At 67.8% G+C, this 15,675-nt stretch carries 19 protein-coding genes; 7 read left to right on the top strand and 12 right to left on the bottom strand.

Annotated elements, in window-relative coordinates; translation table 11 throughout:
• Positions 1–3: 3 nt before the first annotated feature.
• From IG65_RS35825 to IG65_RS0112880, 3 genes are all read left to right on the top strand, one after another.
• Entirely contained in the window at positions 4–768 is a 765-nt protein-coding gene (locus IG65_RS35825; RefSeq protein ID WP_051755868.1) for an IclR family transcriptional regulator, read from the top strand.
• Positions 769–869: 101 nt separating this feature from the next.
• Positions 870–1,484: a hypothetical protein gene (locus IG65_RS35820; protein WP_051755865.1), complete on the top strand. Its 615-nt coding sequence runs from the start codon at positions 870–872 to the stop codon at positions 1,482–1,484.
• A gap of 41 nt (positions 1,485–1,525) precedes the next feature.
• Positions 1,526–2,218, top strand: a complete 693-nt coding sequence (locus IG65_RS0112880) for a response regulator transcription factor (protein WP_030515137.1) — start codon at positions 1,526–1,528, stop codon at positions 2,216–2,218.
• Between the two features lies 1 nt (position 2,219).
• On the opposite strand, the gene IG65_RS0112875 is transcribed toward IG65_RS0112880, so the two are convergent.
• Positions 2,220–3,614, bottom strand: coding sequence for an ATP-binding protein (locus IG65_RS0112875; RefSeq protein WP_030515136.1), 1,395 nt, complete (start codon positions 3,612–3,614; stop codon positions 2,220–2,222).
• Between the two features lie 130 nt (positions 3,615–3,744).
• Here IG65_RS0112875 and IG65_RS0112870 point away from each other — a divergent pair, with 130 nt between their 5' ends.
• Together IG65_RS0112870 and IG65_RS0112865 are read left to right on the top strand one after the other, a co-directional pair.
• Positions 3,745–4,566, top strand: a complete 822-nt coding sequence (locus IG65_RS0112870) for a membrane protein (protein ID WP_030515135.1) — start codon at positions 3,745–3,747, stop codon at positions 4,564–4,566.
• A 41-nt stretch (positions 4,567–4,607) separates the two neighbouring features.
• Entirely contained in the window at positions 4,608–5,474 is an 867-nt protein-coding gene (locus IG65_RS0112865) for an NAD-dependent protein deacetylase (RefSeq protein WP_036524283.1), read from the top strand.
• A 48-nt stretch (positions 5,475–5,522) separates the two neighbouring features.
• Here the strand turns inward: IG65_RS0112865 and IG65_RS0112860 are convergent, their stop codons facing one another.
• The 5 genes from IG65_RS0112860 to IG65_RS0112840 are packed head-to-tail and all read right to left on the bottom strand — an operon-like array spanning position 5,523 to position 8,052.
• A complete protein-coding gene (locus IG65_RS0112860; RefSeq protein WP_030515133.1) occupies positions 5,523–6,098 on the bottom strand; it encodes an ATP synthase F0F1 subunit delta in 576 nt (191 codons plus the stop codon).
• Positions 6,098–6,598 carry a F0F1 ATP synthase subunit B gene (locus tag IG65_RS0112855; protein WP_036524281.1) on the bottom strand — a complete coding sequence of 167 codons (501 nt, stop codon included), beginning with the start codon at positions 6,596–6,598 and terminating at the stop codon, positions 6,098–6,100. The genes IG65_RS0112860 and IG65_RS0112855 overlap by 1 nt, the downstream gene beginning before the upstream one ends.
• Before the next feature lie 8 nt (positions 6,599–6,606).
• The gene (locus IG65_RS0112850; RefSeq protein WP_025352811.1) at positions 6,607–6,858 is read right to left on the bottom strand and encodes a F0F1 ATP synthase subunit C; all 252 of its coding nucleotides are present in this window, start codon (positions 6,856–6,858) and stop codon (positions 6,607–6,609) included.
• Positions 6,859–6,913: 55 nt separating this feature from the next.
• Positions 6,914–7,675 (bottom strand): F0F1 ATP synthase subunit A, encoded by a 762-nt coding sequence (atpB, locus tag IG65_RS0112845; RefSeq protein WP_030515131.1) that lies wholly within the window; start codon positions 7,673–7,675, stop codon positions 6,914–6,916.
• Positions 7,672–8,052: an ATP synthase subunit I gene (locus IG65_RS0112840; RefSeq protein ID WP_030515130.1), complete on the bottom strand. Its 381-nt coding sequence runs from the start codon at positions 8,050–8,052 to the stop codon at positions 7,672–7,674. The genes atpB and IG65_RS0112840 overlap by 4 nt, the downstream gene beginning before the upstream one ends.
• 969 nt (positions 8,053–9,021) lie before the next feature.
• Here IG65_RS0112840 and IG65_RS0112835 point away from each other — a divergent pair.
• Positions 9,022–10,125: a glycosyltransferase family 4 protein gene (locus IG65_RS0112835; RefSeq protein WP_081879462.1), complete on the top strand. Its 1,104-nt coding sequence runs from the start codon at positions 9,022–9,024 to the stop codon at positions 10,123–10,125.
• A 91-nt stretch (positions 10,126–10,216) separates the two neighbouring features.
• Here the strand turns inward: IG65_RS0112835 and IG65_RS0112830 are convergent, their stop codons facing one another.
• The 3 genes from IG65_RS0112830 to IG65_RS0112820 form a co-directional block, all read right to left on the bottom strand.
• Positions 10,217–10,810, bottom strand: coding sequence for a MarR family winged helix-turn-helix transcriptional regulator (locus tag IG65_RS0112830; RefSeq protein ID WP_081879449.1), 594 nt, complete (start codon positions 10,808–10,810; stop codon positions 10,217–10,219).
• Positions 10,810–12,582 (bottom strand): FUSC family protein, encoded by a 1,773-nt coding sequence (locus IG65_RS0112825; protein ID WP_036524279.1) that lies wholly within the window; start codon positions 12,580–12,582, stop codon positions 10,810–10,812. The genes IG65_RS0112830 and IG65_RS0112825 overlap by 1 nt, the downstream gene beginning before the upstream one ends.
• 364 nt (positions 12,583–12,946) lie before the next feature.
• The gene (locus tag IG65_RS0112820; protein WP_197039827.1) at positions 12,947–13,984 is read right to left on the bottom strand and encodes an AraC family transcriptional regulator; all 1,038 of its coding nucleotides are present in this window, start codon (positions 13,982–13,984) and stop codon (positions 12,947–12,949) included.
• Between the two features lie 89 nt (positions 13,985–14,073).
• On the opposite strand from IG65_RS0112820, the gene IG65_RS0112815 reads away from it, so the two are divergent.
• Positions 14,074–14,292, top strand: coding sequence for a hypothetical protein (locus IG65_RS0112815; protein ID WP_030515125.1), 219 nt, complete (start codon positions 14,074–14,076; stop codon positions 14,290–14,292).
• 17 nt (positions 14,293–14,309) lie between these two features.
• On the opposite strand, the gene IG65_RS0112810 is transcribed toward IG65_RS0112815, so the two are convergent.
• From IG65_RS0112810 to IG65_RS0112800, 3 genes are read right to left on the bottom strand one after another with little or no spacing between them, the layout of a single operon-like run.
• Positions 14,310–14,906 (bottom strand): TetR/AcrR family transcriptional regulator, encoded by a 597-nt coding sequence (locus tag IG65_RS0112810; protein WP_051755861.1) that lies wholly within the window; start codon positions 14,904–14,906, stop codon positions 14,310–14,312.
• Complete coding sequence (locus tag IG65_RS0112805; protein WP_030515123.1) at positions 14,896–15,327, bottom strand: hypothetical protein; 432 nt, start codon at positions 15,325–15,327, stop codon at positions 14,896–14,898. Before IG65_RS0112805 ends, IG65_RS0112810 begins: the two co-directional genes overlap by 11 nt.
• Positions 15,324–15,632: a hypothetical protein gene (locus IG65_RS0112800; RefSeq protein ID WP_030515122.1), complete on the bottom strand. Its 309-nt coding sequence runs from the start codon at positions 15,630–15,632 to the stop codon at positions 15,324–15,326. Before IG65_RS0112800 ends, IG65_RS0112805 begins: the two co-directional genes overlap by 4 nt.
• Positions 15,633–15,675: the final 43 nt, after the last annotated feature.

Genomic DNA, 15,675 nt, shown 5'->3' with positions numbered 1-15,675 from the left:
TACATGTCCGAGGTAGCCGCAGCTCAGCTGCCTCTGACGATGCTCGAGCGCGCCACCTTGGTGATGGATCTGTTCCAGGCACCGGATCGGCACCTGACGCTCGGCCAGATCGCCGTCCGGACCCGGCTGCCGCGCGCCACCGTGCATCGGATCGTGCGGCAGCTCATCCAACTGGAGTGGCTCACCCACAGTGCGGACGGTTATGCGCTGGGCCGGCGCGTCCGCACGTGGAACGCCGACACCGCGCGACTGTCCCGGTTACGTGCCTGCGCGGCGCCGATTCTGCACGAATTGCTGCTGGCCACCGCGGCCGTCGTCCATCTCGGCGCCCTCGACGGCGGCGAGGTGCTCTACCTCGACAAACTCGGCGGCAGGGCGGCGACGGCGGTGCCCACCCGGGTCGGGACCCGGGTGGCGGCGCATCGCAGCACCCTCGGCCGCGTCGCGCTGGCCCACCTGCCGCCGGAGGACGTCGAGGCGCGGGTGACCGATATCGAGCCCGGCTTCGATCTCCCTGAACTGCACCGCAGGCTGCACCGAATCGCCTGCCACGCAACCGATTACGACGACGACGAATTCGGATCCGGACTGGCCGCGGTGGCCGTGGCCGTCGACGCGTCGGCGGCCGTGGGTGTCGTCTGTGATCGTCCGGCGGCGCTGCGGCGGATCGCACCGCGAGTGCGGGCGGCGGCCGCCGAGATCCGCGGCGCGCTGACACCGCGGTCGCGACAGGTGAGCGAGCACCACCGCCCACGCCCGTCGCGATGACGGAGTGGTCTCGATTGCGCCGACACGCCTCACCGCCGATAACACACACCGGCCGGGCGCGGATCACACGATGACGGCACCGATCGCATCAGGAGAACGCCATGCGCTCCCACACCCGACTCCCGCACAGATCCGGCCATCGGCAGATCCGGGCCACGGACATACCCCGCGTCATCGCCGTCGCGGTCGGTGTCGCGGTCGCCGCACCCCTCGGCGCCTGCTCGACCGACTCGCCGGCCTCGGAAGGACCGAATACCGCCGAATACCGCTCGACGACGCAGACAGCCGCCGTGAACACCACCGTCGAAACCCACGACGGCTCCGGCAGTGTCGAGCGGCCATCGTCCGGCCGCGCCGAATTCCCCTCTGCCCCAACGTCCGAGCTTCCCGTCGTCTCGCCGTCCGTCCCGGCCGCAGGCGACCATCCGCCGGCCGGCACCGCCTTCCCCGGCGAAGGCATCAGCGGCGATGCGGCCGAGCAGTTGCAGCAGTCGGTCGACGCCGGTCACCAGCCGTGGCGGCTGGACGAGGACGCCGTCGCACGTGCCTTCGTCTCCGGACGCTTCGGCTGGTCGCAGCCGGCGATCACCCACGGCGGCCCCTACCTGGCCGTCGCGACCGGGCCGGACGGACAGCGTGTCTCCCTGCAACTGTCCCAGCCCGCCCGCAAGAACAACGGCGGCGTATGGGTCGTCGAATCGGGCATCTGGTTGTAGGACCCGCGCGGCCCACCGCACGGATCCGGCATGCTGGAGGGATGCGTGTGCTGGTGGTCGAGGACGAGCCCCGGCTCGCCGCCACTCTGCGGCGCGGCCTGGAGCTGGAGGGTTTCGTCGTCCAGCACGCTCACACCGGCACCGACGGCCTGTGGTGGGCGAGCGAGGACGACTTCGACGTCATCGTGCTCGACATCATGCTGCCCGAACTGAGCGGCTACGAGGTGCTGCGCCGGCTGCGCGAACGCGACATCACCACCCCGGTGCTGATGCTCACCGCGAAGGACGGCGACTACGACCAGGTCGACGCGCTGGACCTGGGCGCCGACGACTACCTGACCAAACCGTTCTCCTTCGTCGTCCTCACCGCCCGCCTGCGCGCCCTGCTGCGCCGTCGCGCCCCACAGCAGCCCGAAATCCTGGCCGCGGGTGATCTGAGATTGGACCCGCGGCGGCGCTCGGTCACCCGCGCCGATTCCGAATTGTCCCTGACGCCGAGGGAATTCGGACTGCTCGAATACCTGTTGCGACACAAGGGCAGTGCCCGCACCAAAACCGAGATCTTGCGCAACGTCTGGGATGCGCACTACGACGGGCCGGAGAACGTCGTCGAGGTCTATATCGGTTATCTGCGCAAGAAGATCGATACGCCGTTCGGCAGCAACAGCATCGAAACGCTGCGCGGTGTCGGCTATCGGCTGATCGACTCGGAAGTCACCGCCACACCGGAATGAGTCACCGGTCCGGCGGTCCCGTCACCGGCAGCTCGACAACGAATCGTGCTCCACCCCACGGCGACTCGTCCACACGCACCACTCCCCCGTGGGCCGCCACGATTTCCGCGACGATCGCCAGCCCGAGGCCCGAACCCCCGGTCGTCCGGGACCGGTCGGCCTCGAGTCGCACGAAACGATCGAAGACCCGCGTGCGGTCGGCCGCGGGAATGCCCGGCCCGTCGTCGTCCACGACGAGGCGGGCGCCCCCGGACGCTCCCGGCGCGACATCGTCCGCGACCGCGATCCGGATCCGTGAACGGGCATGGGCGACCGCGTTGTCGACGATATTGCGCAGCGCCCGCGCCAATCGCTCCGGATCACCGACGATACGGGTCGGGCGGATATCCGTATCGACCGTTATCCCCCCGCGCAGCCGAGCGGCGACGGCCGCCGCCTGGGCGATGTCGTCGAGATCGACATCGCCCGTCCGCAATTCGAGTCCGCGTTCGTCGGCGGCGGCGAGGGTCAGCAGATCGTCGATCAGCCGGCGCATGCGCTCGGCTTCCGGCAGCAGCGTGCCGTCGATCAGCTCCGCGTCCACCGTTTCGGGCCGATGGCGCGCCAATTCCAGTGCGGCCGTGACCGTGGCGAGCGGACTGCGCAACTCGTGGGAGGCGTCGCCGACGAAACGGCGCTGGGCCCGGTGTCCGGCCTCGACGCGCGCGAGCATGTCGTTCATCGTCTCGGCCAGCCGGGCGATCTCGTCGCGCGGCGCCGGCACCGGCACCCGCTCCGAGAGCTGTGTGGCACCGATCCGGGCCACCCGCTCGCGGATCGCCTCCACCGACCGTAGCGAGCGGCCGACCAGCAGATACGTTGCCACGGCGGCGGCCAGCACCACGATCGGCGCTCCCACCGCCAGCAAGGCTCCGACCCGGCCGACCGCCCGCTCGACCGATTCGGTGTCGACCGCGACGAACACCTGGTAGCGGCCCGAGGACGTTTCGGCGACACGGCTCGCGACTCGCAAGTCCTCGTCGTATCCGGGCGAGGCGGACAGTCCGACGGCCCGCCTCGCACCTGCCGGGGCGGTGGCGAGTACTCCGTGCGGATCGTCGAAACCCCAGATCACGGTTCCATCCGGCGCGACGACCTGGGCCGCCGCGACGCGCCCGTCCTCGGCGCGCGGAAGTTCGCGCACCCGAGCCGGGTCGTGTTCGAGCGTCTCCGCGATCTCGCCGGCACGCGCCTGTGCGGCGGCGTCGAGTTCGTCGATCAGCGAACGGTGCAGCAACCAGACCATCGCACCCGCGGCGACGAGCAGCACGACACCGACCGCCAGAGCCGAAACGAGGGCAGACCGGATCCGCACACCCCACCGCGACGGATGTGTCCAGCGCCGGAACCGATTCACCCACCCATCATCGACCACGACCGCGGCGAGCCCGTCACGATCTCAGCGTGGTCTCAGCGACGGGCGGGCAGAATGCCGCCGTCCCTGTGTCGAGACGGTCGCCGGCTCGCGGCCCGGAAAGGACTACCACGTGACCAACCCGGCACCGGCCCGGACCGGATATAAACTTCCCCAGGTCACGGCGTTGTTCTGGGTTCTGAAGATCGCCGCGACCACCCTGGGCGAGACCGGAGGCGATCTGCTGGCTCAGACCCTGAAGCTGGGCTACGCGGCCGCTTCGCTGCTGTTCCTCGCCATCTTCGTGGTGAGCCTCATCGCCCAGTTGCGGGCCCGCCGCTTCCATCCCGCCCTGTACTGGACGGTGATCGCCGCGACCAGTACGGCCGGCACCACCATGTCCGATCTGATCAACCGCGGACCGGGTTCGGATACCTCGACCGACGGCGGGCTCGGCTACGGCGCGGGCGCGGCGTTGCTGATCAGCGGCCTGGCGATCGTCTTCGTGATCTGGCGGTTCAGCGGGCAGACCTACGACGTCTCGAATATCCGGACGCTGCGCGGCGAGATGCTGTACTGGGCGGCGATCCTGCTGTCGAACACCCTCGGCACCTCGCTCGGCGACTACCTGTCCGACAGCTCGGGCCTCGGTTACGGCGGCGGCGCGGCGCTGATCGGCACGATCATGGTGGTCATCCTGCTGGCGCACTACTGCACGCCGATCTCGGGTGTCGTCCTGTTCTGGATGGCCTTCATCCTCACCCGGCCGCTCGGCGCCACCGCGGGCGATCTGCTCTCGAAATCGCACAGCGGCGGCGGACTGGGATTCGGCACCTACGGCACCTCGGCGGTCCTGCTGGCCATCCTGGTCGCCGGGATCGCCTACAGCCACGCGAAGGCGGCCAGGACCACACCGGAGAGCTCCGACGACGATCTGATCCGCGCCATCGAGTGAGCCCTGGGAGAACAACGCGCACGGGCTCGTAACCTGGATTCATGCCCCAGCTCGCGACCCTGCCGACCGACACCGGCCTCGATCGTGCGGTGGAGGTGCTGACGGGCCGGCGGATCGTGGTCCTCACCGGGGCCGGCATGTCGACCGACAGCGGTATCCCCGACTATCGCGGGCCGGATTCGCCGCCCCGCAATCCGATGACCTATCAGCAGTTCGTCGGTGATCCGGTGTTCCGGCAGCGCTACTGGGCGCGCAATCACGTCGGCTGGCGGCGGATGGACGCCGCGCGGCCCAATCTCGGCCATCGCGCGCTGTCCCGGCTCGAACGTGCGGGGGTGGTCAGCGGGCTGATCACGCAGAATGTGGACCTGCTGCACACCAAGGCAGGGCACCGCGCCGTCATCGATCTGCACGGTACCTATGCGCGGGTGCGCTGCCTGTCGTGCCACGGACTGATCTCGCGCATGACACTCGCCGATCGGCTGGAAGCGGCCAACCCCGGCTTCGCCGAACTGGCGACCGCCACGGGTATCGAGGTGGCGCCGGACGCGGACGCCGTGGTCGGCGAGACCGACAGCTTCCGCATGGTCGACTGCACCGACTGCGGCGGCATGTTGAAGCCCGATATCGTCTACTTCGGCGAGAACGTCCCGAAAGATCGGGTGGCCGAGGCGTTTTCGATGGTCGACGCGGCCGACGCGATGGTCGTCGCGGGTTCGTCGCTGACGGTCATGTCCGGGCTGCGCTTCGTCCGCCGGGCCGCGAAATCCGGTAAACCCGTCGTGATCGTGAACCGCGGCGCCACGCGAGGGGACGAATTGGCCACCGTCCGTATCGATTCCGGCTGCTCGCCCACCCTCGCCGCACTCGCCGACGCGCTGACTCCGCCCGCCACCGTCTCGGTATGAAACGAGTAGCCGGTGGACCGTAGTCCACCGGCTACTCGCCTACGATGTTCAGTTCCAGCCCGGTTGGGCCTGCCGCTTGACCGACGACGAGTTGGCCAGAATCTCCAGGTCCTCGAGGAACCGTTCGATACTGTCCGACTTCGCCTCCGGTGTCGCCACCTGGTCGCGCACCTTTTCCTCGGTGATCGCCAGCATCGCGGCCGCCAGATCCGTTTCCAGATCGCGCACCATCTGGCGACGCAGCTGGGCGACCTGATCGCGACCCTGCCGTCGCACCCTTTCGACTTCCGCCGCGGCCGCTTCTCGCATCTGCGCCACGATGTACTCGGCGTCGGCGCGCGCGTCGGCGCGAATCTGCTCGAGTTCGGTGTGCGCTTCGGTGATGGCGTTCGCGTAGGAGCGCTTGGCCTCTTCCAGCTGTTGCGCGGCGTGATCGCTTTCGGTGAGCTGCTTGGCGATCGCGTCCTGACTCTTCGCCATCAACCTCTTCACCGGCGGGACAACCCATTTCCAGATGATGAAGACGATGACGGCGAAGCCGAACAGCTGACTGAAGAAGACCGGCCAGTCGAAGGTGATCTCGTATCCGCCTGCGGCAAGCACACCGCCGCTGGTGTCAATCATTACGAATCCCTGCCCCTCCTACGACCGGCGGTGCCGGCGTGGCGACTGTCACCGACCACCTGGTCGGCGAGCGATTGGGCCAGCGGCTCGACCTCGAGTCGCAGCTCGGACTTGACGCGGTCGGCCTCGGCGCGCAGATGGGCAGCGGATTCGGCGACGATGCCGTCGACCTCCTGCTGAGCCTGCGTCCGCAGGTCGTCCATGATCGCCCGGCCCTGGGCCCGTGCCTCGTTGCGGATGTCGGCCGCCTCGGTACGGGCTTGTTCCAGCGCCGTCTCATATTTCGCCTGGGCGTCGGCGAAGACCTGTTTCGCCTCTTTGGCGTTGGCGGCGGTCGCCTCCACCCGCTCCTCGCGTTCGGTCAGCACCTTGCGGATCGGCGGAACGACGAAGAACCAGATGACTCCGAGCACGATCAGGAAAATGATCAGCTCGACGAAGAAGGTGCCGTTGGGGATGAGGAAGTTCCCCTCGGCCACCACATCGGTTCGCGCGGACATCTCGCCGATTACTTACCGGGAGTTGCGAATACGAACAGCGCCATGAACGCGAGGTTGATGAAGTACGCGGCCTCGACCAGACCGACGGTCAGGAAGAAGTTACCGCGCAACCGGCCCTCGGCCTCGGGCTGCCGGGTAACGCCGTTGATCAGTGCCGAACCGGCCAGACCGTCACCGATACCCGCGCCGATGGCGCCACCGGCCATGATGAGGCCGCCGCCGATGAGGGCACCCTGGACGATTGCTGGATCTGCTGCCATTTTCTCTTCCTGTTCTCCAACGTTGACCGATCGGTGAGCCGACCGGGACTGCCGTTCAGTGGTTTTCGTGCTCCAGCGTCATGGACTGGCTGAAGTAGAGGACGGTCAAAAGCGAGAAGATGAACGCCTGAATGGCGCCGACGAACAAGTCGAACAGCTTCCAGATGGCGTTGGGGCCCCACGCGATCCAGTACGGGAACAGCGCGATCACCGCGACCATGACGCCGCCGGCGAACATATTTCCGAACAATCGCAGCGACAGCGACAACGGCTTGGCGATCTCTTCGATGATGTTGATCAACACCATCGGCCCCCACCCCGTGTGGCCCTTCAGCAACTGTTTCACATGCGTCACCGGACCGCGGCGCCGGACACCCGCCGCGTGGTAGAAGACGAAGACGAACAATGCCAGGGCATAGACGAAATTGACATCGGAGGCCGGCGGGAAGATGAATTCGCCGCGGCCGTACTGCATAGGCAGCACCGATATCCAGTTCGACAGCAGGATGAAGGTGAAAAGCGTTACCGCCAGCGGCAATACGAACGGCGCGATACGCATTCCGATCGCGGACTCCACCTGCCCGCGCATCTGCACGGTGATGGTCTCGAAGAACAACTGCACGCCGTTCGGGACGCCCGAGGTGATCTTCATGCGAAGGAAGAGCGCCAGGGCGATGACTATCACCGCGGCGACCGCCGTCGAGAGGATGGTGTCGACGTTGAACGTCAATCCCCAGAGCTCGGTGGTGGCGTGGTGACCTACTTCGATCTTCGGCTCTTCATCGGCCAGGATCATCGTCGCGATAGTGCTGCTCATGACTGCTGACGGAGCCCTCTCCACTCGGGCACAACGGTATGCAAGACGAGGATCACCTGGAACAACGCGAGTCCGAAGAAGATGCCCACACCGTTCGGACGCGTCAGGAACGCCACGATGATCGCCAGTACGGTGACGATGATCAGCCGCGCGGCCGTCGACAAGGCCAGCGCCTGCTTATTCGGCGATTCCGAGCGGGTGATGCCGGTGACCGACCGCAATGTCAGTTGCGCGTTCAGCCAACCCAAACCCAGCCCGATACAGATGAAAACACCCAGCATCAACCGATCCAGTGGACCGGTCACCACCAAAGCCAGCACACCGAATGCGGCTACCATGTAGCTCGCACGGCGCAGCCGGAGTTTGTCGATACTCACTGCGACACCACCATCGCCGCCATCCCACCTCGTAGTAGGTCGTGATCGAGGTCAGCTTACACAGACCAACCTTCTTGCGTAGCAACATTTTTGATCTTCATATACTTGATCTTGAATTTTGCACCGGACACTCCGGGACAATTGCCCCAGCCATCGACCGGCTATCACTTTCTACGCCGTACGACCTGCAAATGAGGGCGTTTTCCGGAAGATTCGGACGCCGCGCGCAGCGGCGCGGCAATGGTAAATCAACGGTCAATACTCTGCCGTGAAACAGTAAATCCGTCGGCGCGTCGTAATCGCAATTTGTCTTGAATGCCCGAATTGCCGGGATTTCTATTCAGTGATCTATCGATGCCTTATATATATGGGCGCCGCGGCGCCCGAACGCGGAGCCGCCGGCGCGGCCGTGACGCCTCGGACACCCCCGGCAGGACCGGCGACAGGGTCCGCCGCGATGTCCTACCGCTCGGTAATCCCGCCCGCGTACCCCGGATCACTTGCACAAATTTTGCGTTCTACCAGGCATTCCCGGACATTTTACTGCCGAAGGGTTACCGTGTCTGCTGCTGGGTACATCACCCACCGGGTCGCTCCGGCCCGCCCGATGAGGGAAACCGAAGTTCCCGAGAGACGCCTGGTGGTTTCTGGTCTCTCGCCATGCTTGGTCGCAGCTTCACACGTTGAGGAGGCAGTACCATGAGCAATAACCCGTCAGGCTCGGATTCCGCGGGCCCGTCCGGCTCCAGTCCCGTCGAGTACGACGACTCCCTGCACTATCCGGAATCGGAGTACTCGGCCTCTTTGTCCAGCGCATCGTTGTCCGGCGCATCGCTGTCCGGCGCTTCCGCGGCCGGCGCCCTGCGCGGCACCACGTTGGGGGACGCTTCACTGGAGGACGCTTCACTGGCGGACTCGGAATCCTTGATCTACCGGCTCCACGAACCCGGCGTGTCCTTGCACATCGTGATGGTCGCACCGCCGTACTTCGAAGTGCCGCCTGCCGGTTACGGCGGCGTCGAAGCCGTGGTGGCTCAACTGGCGGACGCACTGGTAGCACGTGGGCACCGGGTGACCCTGCTGGGCGCCGGCCGCTCCGGGACTACTGCACGGTTCATCCGGGTATGGGACGACATCCTCGCCGAACGCCTCGGCGATCCGTTCCCTGAGGTGCTCAACGCGCTCAAGGTTCGGCGCATCATCACCGAATTGGCGCAGACCGAACGGATCGACGTCGTTCACGACCACACTTTCGCGGGGCCGCTGAACGCTCCGATGTACTCCGCTCTCGGCATTCCGACCGTCGTCACCGTGCACGGTCCGGTCGACGGGGAAGCGCAGGAGTACTACAGCTCGCTGACCGATACCGCGCAGTTCGTCGCGATCAGCGATCGGCAACGCTCCCTGGCGGAGAATCTCAACTGGGTCGGCCGTGTCTACAACACGGTCCGCCCCGCGGAATGGCCGTTCCAGACCCGCAAACAAGACTTCGGCCTGTTTCTGGGGCGCTACGCCCCTTACAAGGGTCCCGACCTGGCCCTGCACGCCGCACACGAGGCGGGGATGCCGCTGGTGCTGGCGGCGAAGATGAACGAACCCCCGGAGAAGGCCTACTTCGAGAACGCGGTGCGGCCGCTGCTGCGCGACACCGATTTCGTCTTCGGTGAGGCCGACCAGATCGCGAAGCGGCTGCTGCTCGCCTCGGCGCGCTGCCTGCTGTTCCCCATTCGATGGGAGGAGCCGTTCGGCATCGTGATGATCGAGGCGATGGCCTGCGGCACCCCCGTGGTGGCCCTGCGCGGCGGCGCGGTCGAAGAGGTCGTCGACCACGGGGTCACGGGCATCATCTGCGACGATCCCGCCGAACTGCCCGCGGCCATCGCCGCGGCCGACGAGATCGACCCGGCCGCCTGCCGGCGCCGGGTGGTGGAGAAGTTCTCCGTCGACCAGTTGGGCGCCGGATACGAGGCCGCCTACTACGCGGCGATCGACAAACTCGCCGGCGTCCCGGTACCCGTCGCATCCGACGGCGTTCCCCTGATCCGCCCGCTATCGGCCGTCGGAAACGGCTGACGCGCAGGCGAATCCACCCGCATCCGGTCCGCTTCGTCGCACGACCGGATGCGGGCGTCCTCGGGAGAAGCGGAGCGAGTTGTCTCGAGAGTCAGCGGGGCAGCCCGCCGAACCGTCCCTCCCACCGCACCAGCACATCGGCCAGAATGCGAGCGAGTTCGCGCTGGTCGTCATCGGGTAGTCCGGACAGCAATCCGGCCTCGTAGGCCAGCTGTCGCGGCATCAGCCGATCGATCAGCGCGCGGCCGTCCGCGGTCAACGCGATATGGGAGACCCGCCGGTCCCTGGTGTCGGCCCGCCGGCCGACCAGCCCGCGCTCTTCCAGCCCCCGCAGCCGCTTGGTCACGGCCGCGGGCGAGGCGAACGTTTCGCGCGCAAGCCGGCCCGGCGTGAGTTCACCGCCGACGCGGCGCAGCGCCAGCAGAATGTCGAATTCCGGTCGAGCCAGTTCTTCGTCGCCGAGCGGGGCGTCGGCTACCTGTTGCAGCAGGGCCGCACAGCGAGTGATGCGGCCGATCACCGCGATCGGACGCAGATCGAGTTCCGGTGCCGCCCGCGCCCACTGCCGCATCACCTCGGCAACGGCATCGTCGGCTACCGCGTTCTCGGCCGCGTTCTCTGTGGCGTTTTCGGTGGCGTTTTCGAGGACCGGGGAGGGAGAACCGGCCGGGGTCCGCGCAGTCATCACGACACCGCCGCGAAGGTTCTGACCGGCAAGCGATCCAGGAGCTGATGTCCGGTGCGTTCCGCGGCGACGATGCGTTCGTCTGGGAGCGGAGCACTCCACCATTCCCCGGCCGCGGTATCGGCGCACGTGCGAACCTCGATCAGGGCGGCGGCGAGCCGGGCCCGGTCGGCCGGCGCCGCCGTGCCGGAGTCCGCTGCCCGGCGGGCGCGGCCGATCGCGGCATCGAGGTCGCCCAGCGCCGCGGCCACCCGGTCGGTGACCCGGCGATTAGGGATGGCGAAGCAGATCAGGACCGCGACCACCGCACCCACACAGGTGTCGAGCCAGCGATCGAGTCCGAGCTCGGAGGCCGGTCGCGGGGTGGCGAACTCCACCATCGCCAGGGCCATCGGTGTGATGAATACCGAAGCGACCCAATAGTTCCGGGAGATGGTGGCCTCGACGATCACCTGGCAGATCAGCGCCATCACCACCAGCGCGACGGCGCTGTGCGCCCACGGCGCCACCGCCGTGAACAGCGCGACACCCACGAGATTGCCCAGCACGCGTTGCACAGTACGCTGCCACGACTGCGCGGTATTGACGACGATCAGGACCGCGGCGGTCATCACGGCCCAGTACGGACGATTCACGCCCAGCGCCAACGAGATCCAGCCCGCCGCCGCGGCGCCGAGGGTGACGCGGGTGGCGAGCGGCAGTCCGGGGGCGCCGGGCAGGAAGGCGCGGCCCACGCGCCGCAACGCCGCCCCGCGGACGGCACCGGTTCGGCCGAGGCCGATACCGCGAATCTCGGACTCTTCGGCTGCGGCGCAATGGATCCGGGGTACCTCGAGGCCGCTGCGCAGGGCCCGGGCGTACCGGTCGAGGGTGTCGGCGCCGGCCTCGGCGTCGATTCGGGTTAGATCTCGTGCCGTCGCGAAATCCGATGCCGCGGTGTCATTCTCGGCGTCGGAGGGGTACAGCAGATATTCGGGACCGGCGGGCCTGGTTGTGGCGGCGAGGGTTTCGGCGCGGGCGAGCAGACCGGCCAGCGCGGTGAGTTGCGCCGTGGTGCGAGCGGTCGCGGGCACCCGGGACAGCGCGGTCCATCCGGCCTGCACGGCGACCGCGGCGTCGTGCCGGGCGCGCGGCACTCCGGCATCGCCGAGTGGCACCCGCAGCAGCCGGGCGGTCGATTCCAGGGCCCGTGCCACGGCCAGTCGTTGCGGCCCGTGCGGGCGGACCAGCGCCGGAGCCATACAGACACACCACGCCAGGACGCCGCCCAGCAGGATCAAGGCGAGGTGACCGGGAAGTTGTCCGGCACGCTGCGGGATGAAGGCCGCGCTGGAGACCACGAACGTGAAGATGATGTTGCCGGGCGGCCCCATCCGGGAGGCGTCGCAGACCAGCTTGTACAACCCGGCGAGCACCGCGATCACCAGGACCCGCACCGCCGCGGATTCGATCAGCGCCGACGCGGTCAATGCGACCGCGGTGCCGGCGAACATCCCGAGCACCACCCAGGCCAGGGTCCGGCCGCGGGCGGCATAGGGCAGGCCGTGCCCGTACAGGGCGCACAGACCGCCGGCGCTGGTGTAGAAGGCCAGCTGCACCTGCCCGGTCGCGAGCAGCACGACCTCCGGTCCGCCGATCGCGATCAGCGCGCACAGCGCGGACTGGTACCAGGTGTCGGCGACCGGGCGCATCCGGAAGACCCCGCGCAGCGACAGCATCCGCAGGGTGGTGCGGACACCGGCAGCCGGGGAGGACGGGGCACGATGCGACACCCGAGAAGGTTAACAGGTATTTTACTAGGAAACTATATGAGGGCACTCACCCTGCCGCACGCCCGGACATGGGTAGCCGGCTGGGCGACGTTTCTCCGCCCGAGCTCGGCTAGGCCGAACGGCCGGCGCCCCGGGGCCGAGGGGCCGAGACACAACCGAGCGGCTCGGCTTCCCCGTCGGCCCGCACGCGCCCACCATCCGGCCCCGGCGCAATTCGCCGGCATTCGGTCGCCATATTGCGAATGCAGAATGTGCTCGCGAAAAAACGTGTGGCGAGTTATCCGGAACACCGTGCCACACATTGTTGCGGGCACCGGAAATCACGGATTCCCCGAAATCCGAATACGCGTCAGGACACGATTCGCTATCGATTTCGGGTCAGCGACTGCCGGTAAGCCCGCGGCGACATCCCCATCCATCGGGTGAAGGCGTGAGTGAAATTAGCCGTTTCCGCATATCCGAGTCGGCGGGCGACATCCTCGACCGTCGCCCCGGCGCGCAGCAACTCCGCCGCGGTGCTCTCGCGCACGGTGTTGAGCAGGCCGCGGAAGCTGGCGCCCTCGGTGGCGAGCTGTCGGCGCAGCGTACGGACGTTGATGTGCAGCTCGGCGGCCACTTCGGCCATCGACGGCACCGAACCCGGTTCGCGCAGCAGGCGCTCGCGGACCAGTGTCGACAACTTCCAGCCGCCGTCGAGCAGGACCTGCAGCGCCTCGCGGCACTGCCGCTCGATCAGATTCGCGGTATGCGAATCGGCATGTGGCATGCGCAGATCCAGGAACGAGCGCGGCAGGACCAGCGCGGTACGCGGGCAGTCGCTGAGGATGGTGTCGATCGAGGCGAACTCGGCCAGTGCGGCGGCCCGGTCGGCGTCCAACTCCAGTTCCAGGCGGACGGCGGGGATGGTCACGTCGAGCGCCCGGCCGGCCACGAAGATCAGCGCCACCTCGCGTTCGACGAAAAATCCCCGCAGGTCGGCAGGTATTCCCGAGCCGTCGGCCACCAGCGCGACCTCGTCGCCACCGGACTCGTCGAGGTGATAGCGCGCCGCGACCGAGACCAGATCCTGATAGCGGACCGCGATGTTCAGCACATCGCGCATGGTCGCGCTGGCCAGGGCCGCGAGACCGACCAGACCGGCCTTCCCGAGCGACGCCTGCGCGGCGGTCTGCACGCCGAGCCCGGGACGATCGCCGAGCGCGCGAATGAGATTGCGGGCGACAGCGAATTCTTGATCCGGCCAAATTCGAACTTGTTCATCGGTCAGATCCGCGGGTTCGATTCCGGTGCCCGCCAATAACAGCGGTTCATCCAATCCATGCGCGAGCCCGACACTCACCATCATGCGCACACTGACGCTGCCGTGCGGTAACACATCGGACGGCGTACCGATCCCAACCACAGTCCGAAATTACCAATATTCGGTCCGTTCGGCACATTCCGGCCCCCGAAAGTGGGGGCATAACCTCGACAGACCGACATCGGCACGGGATGGCCGAAGGTCAGGCAGGGATCGAGGAGGGCGACTACACCGTGGACATGTTCAGTACCTGTTGGATGGAACCGCTCGACCTCACCCCGCAGAAGGCCCATCAGATCATGCAGATGCACCGGGGTTGCCGCACCGACGAATGCCCGCGCCGCCGTGCCGCACTGCGTGTTCTGGTCGAGGCGGGCCGACTGATTCCGGATTCCTCACGGGTGCACTGACACCGCCCGGGTGACGGTTACCGGCCCGCCCAGCGGTCGGTCCAGTCCCGCCCGATCCGGCGAGCCCGGGCCGGCGGCATGCGATCGGGTTCGGTGAGGACGGCGAGCGTGAGACCGTCGAGCAGCGCCAGCAATTCGGCTGCGGCGTCGGCGGATTCGGCGGACCGGTCCGGATTCACGGCGGCCAGCGCCCGGGCGAGCAGTTCCTCGGTGTGCTGCCACTGGGCTCGATGCAGCGCCGCGATCTCGGGGTCGTGGGCGGCGCGGGCCACCAGGGCGAACCACACCCGGGCGAGGCGATCCTCGCTGTCGGGGGCGATGAGCAGGTCGACGAGGCGGGACAGGCGCTGCGCCGGCGGAAGCTGTGCCACCGTCGCGGCATCGAAGCGGCAGGCCGCCTCGTCCCGCACGTATTCCCACACCCGGTGCAGGAGGTCGGTTTTCGTCGAGAAGTAGTACTGCACCGTGCCGATCGACACCTCGGCGCGGGCGGCCAGCGTGCGGATACTGACGCCCTCGATCCCATCCTCGGCGATGACGTCGGCCAGCCGATCGAGCAGCTGACCACGACGGTCCACCGCGGCACCGGCCGCCCCGGCCCGCTCAACGCCCACCGCGTCGACTCCTCTCCCGCTGATCGCGAGCCTGATAGTAGTGCCGGATCTGCGCTCCCACCCGACGCGCCACCGCCACCGGTTCCCGGCGGCCGTCGCCCCGGGAGGCCCGCTCCACGACGGCGGCGAAGAACAGCAGCAGCACCGCGAAACCGCTCAGGCCGAAGTAGACCGCATCCCCGAGCAGGCCGACGAGCATGCGGGCCGATTCGTGATCCGGCCCCGCCAATGTCGGTAGCAGCGCTTCGAATTGCAGCAGACGCAAACCCTCGGCAACCAGCCACAACACCGCTGCTCCGGCCAGCGACCACCCGGCGAGGCGATAGCTGCGCGCCAATCCGACGCCGGCCACCAGTGAGACCACAGCCAGCACCACCACCGCCAGCTCGCCGGCGCCGAACACCACCTGCGCGCCGCTCATCGCGCCGGCTCCGGCCGCGCCGGACGCCGCAGGATGGCGACCAGCAACAGCGCCCAGGCCAGCACCAGCAAGAGGTTGCGGACGCCGGCGCCGAACTCCATGCGCCGCGTAATGCCCTCGGCGCCACCGGAACCGAACCACATCGCCCGGCTGGTGACCAGTCCGACCACCGAGCCGATCACCGCCACCCCCGCGGCGAGTACCGCGGCGCCGAAGGCTCGCCCCAGCCGCCGCCGGTAGTACAGCGCGAGCGCCGCACCCAGCAGCGGCGCGCACAGACCGAGCAGTTCCACGAGACGAAACATCGGCAGCCACCCTCTCATACGTTCGTATGAGAACTACCATACG

The organism is Nocardia sp. NRRL WC-3656 (genome assembly GCF_000720265.1).
GTDB classification, from domain to species: Bacteria; Actinomycetota; Actinomycetes; order Mycobacteriales; family Mycobacteriaceae; genus Nocardia; species Nocardia nova.
This window is presented reverse-complemented; position numbering and strand designations above follow the sequence as displayed.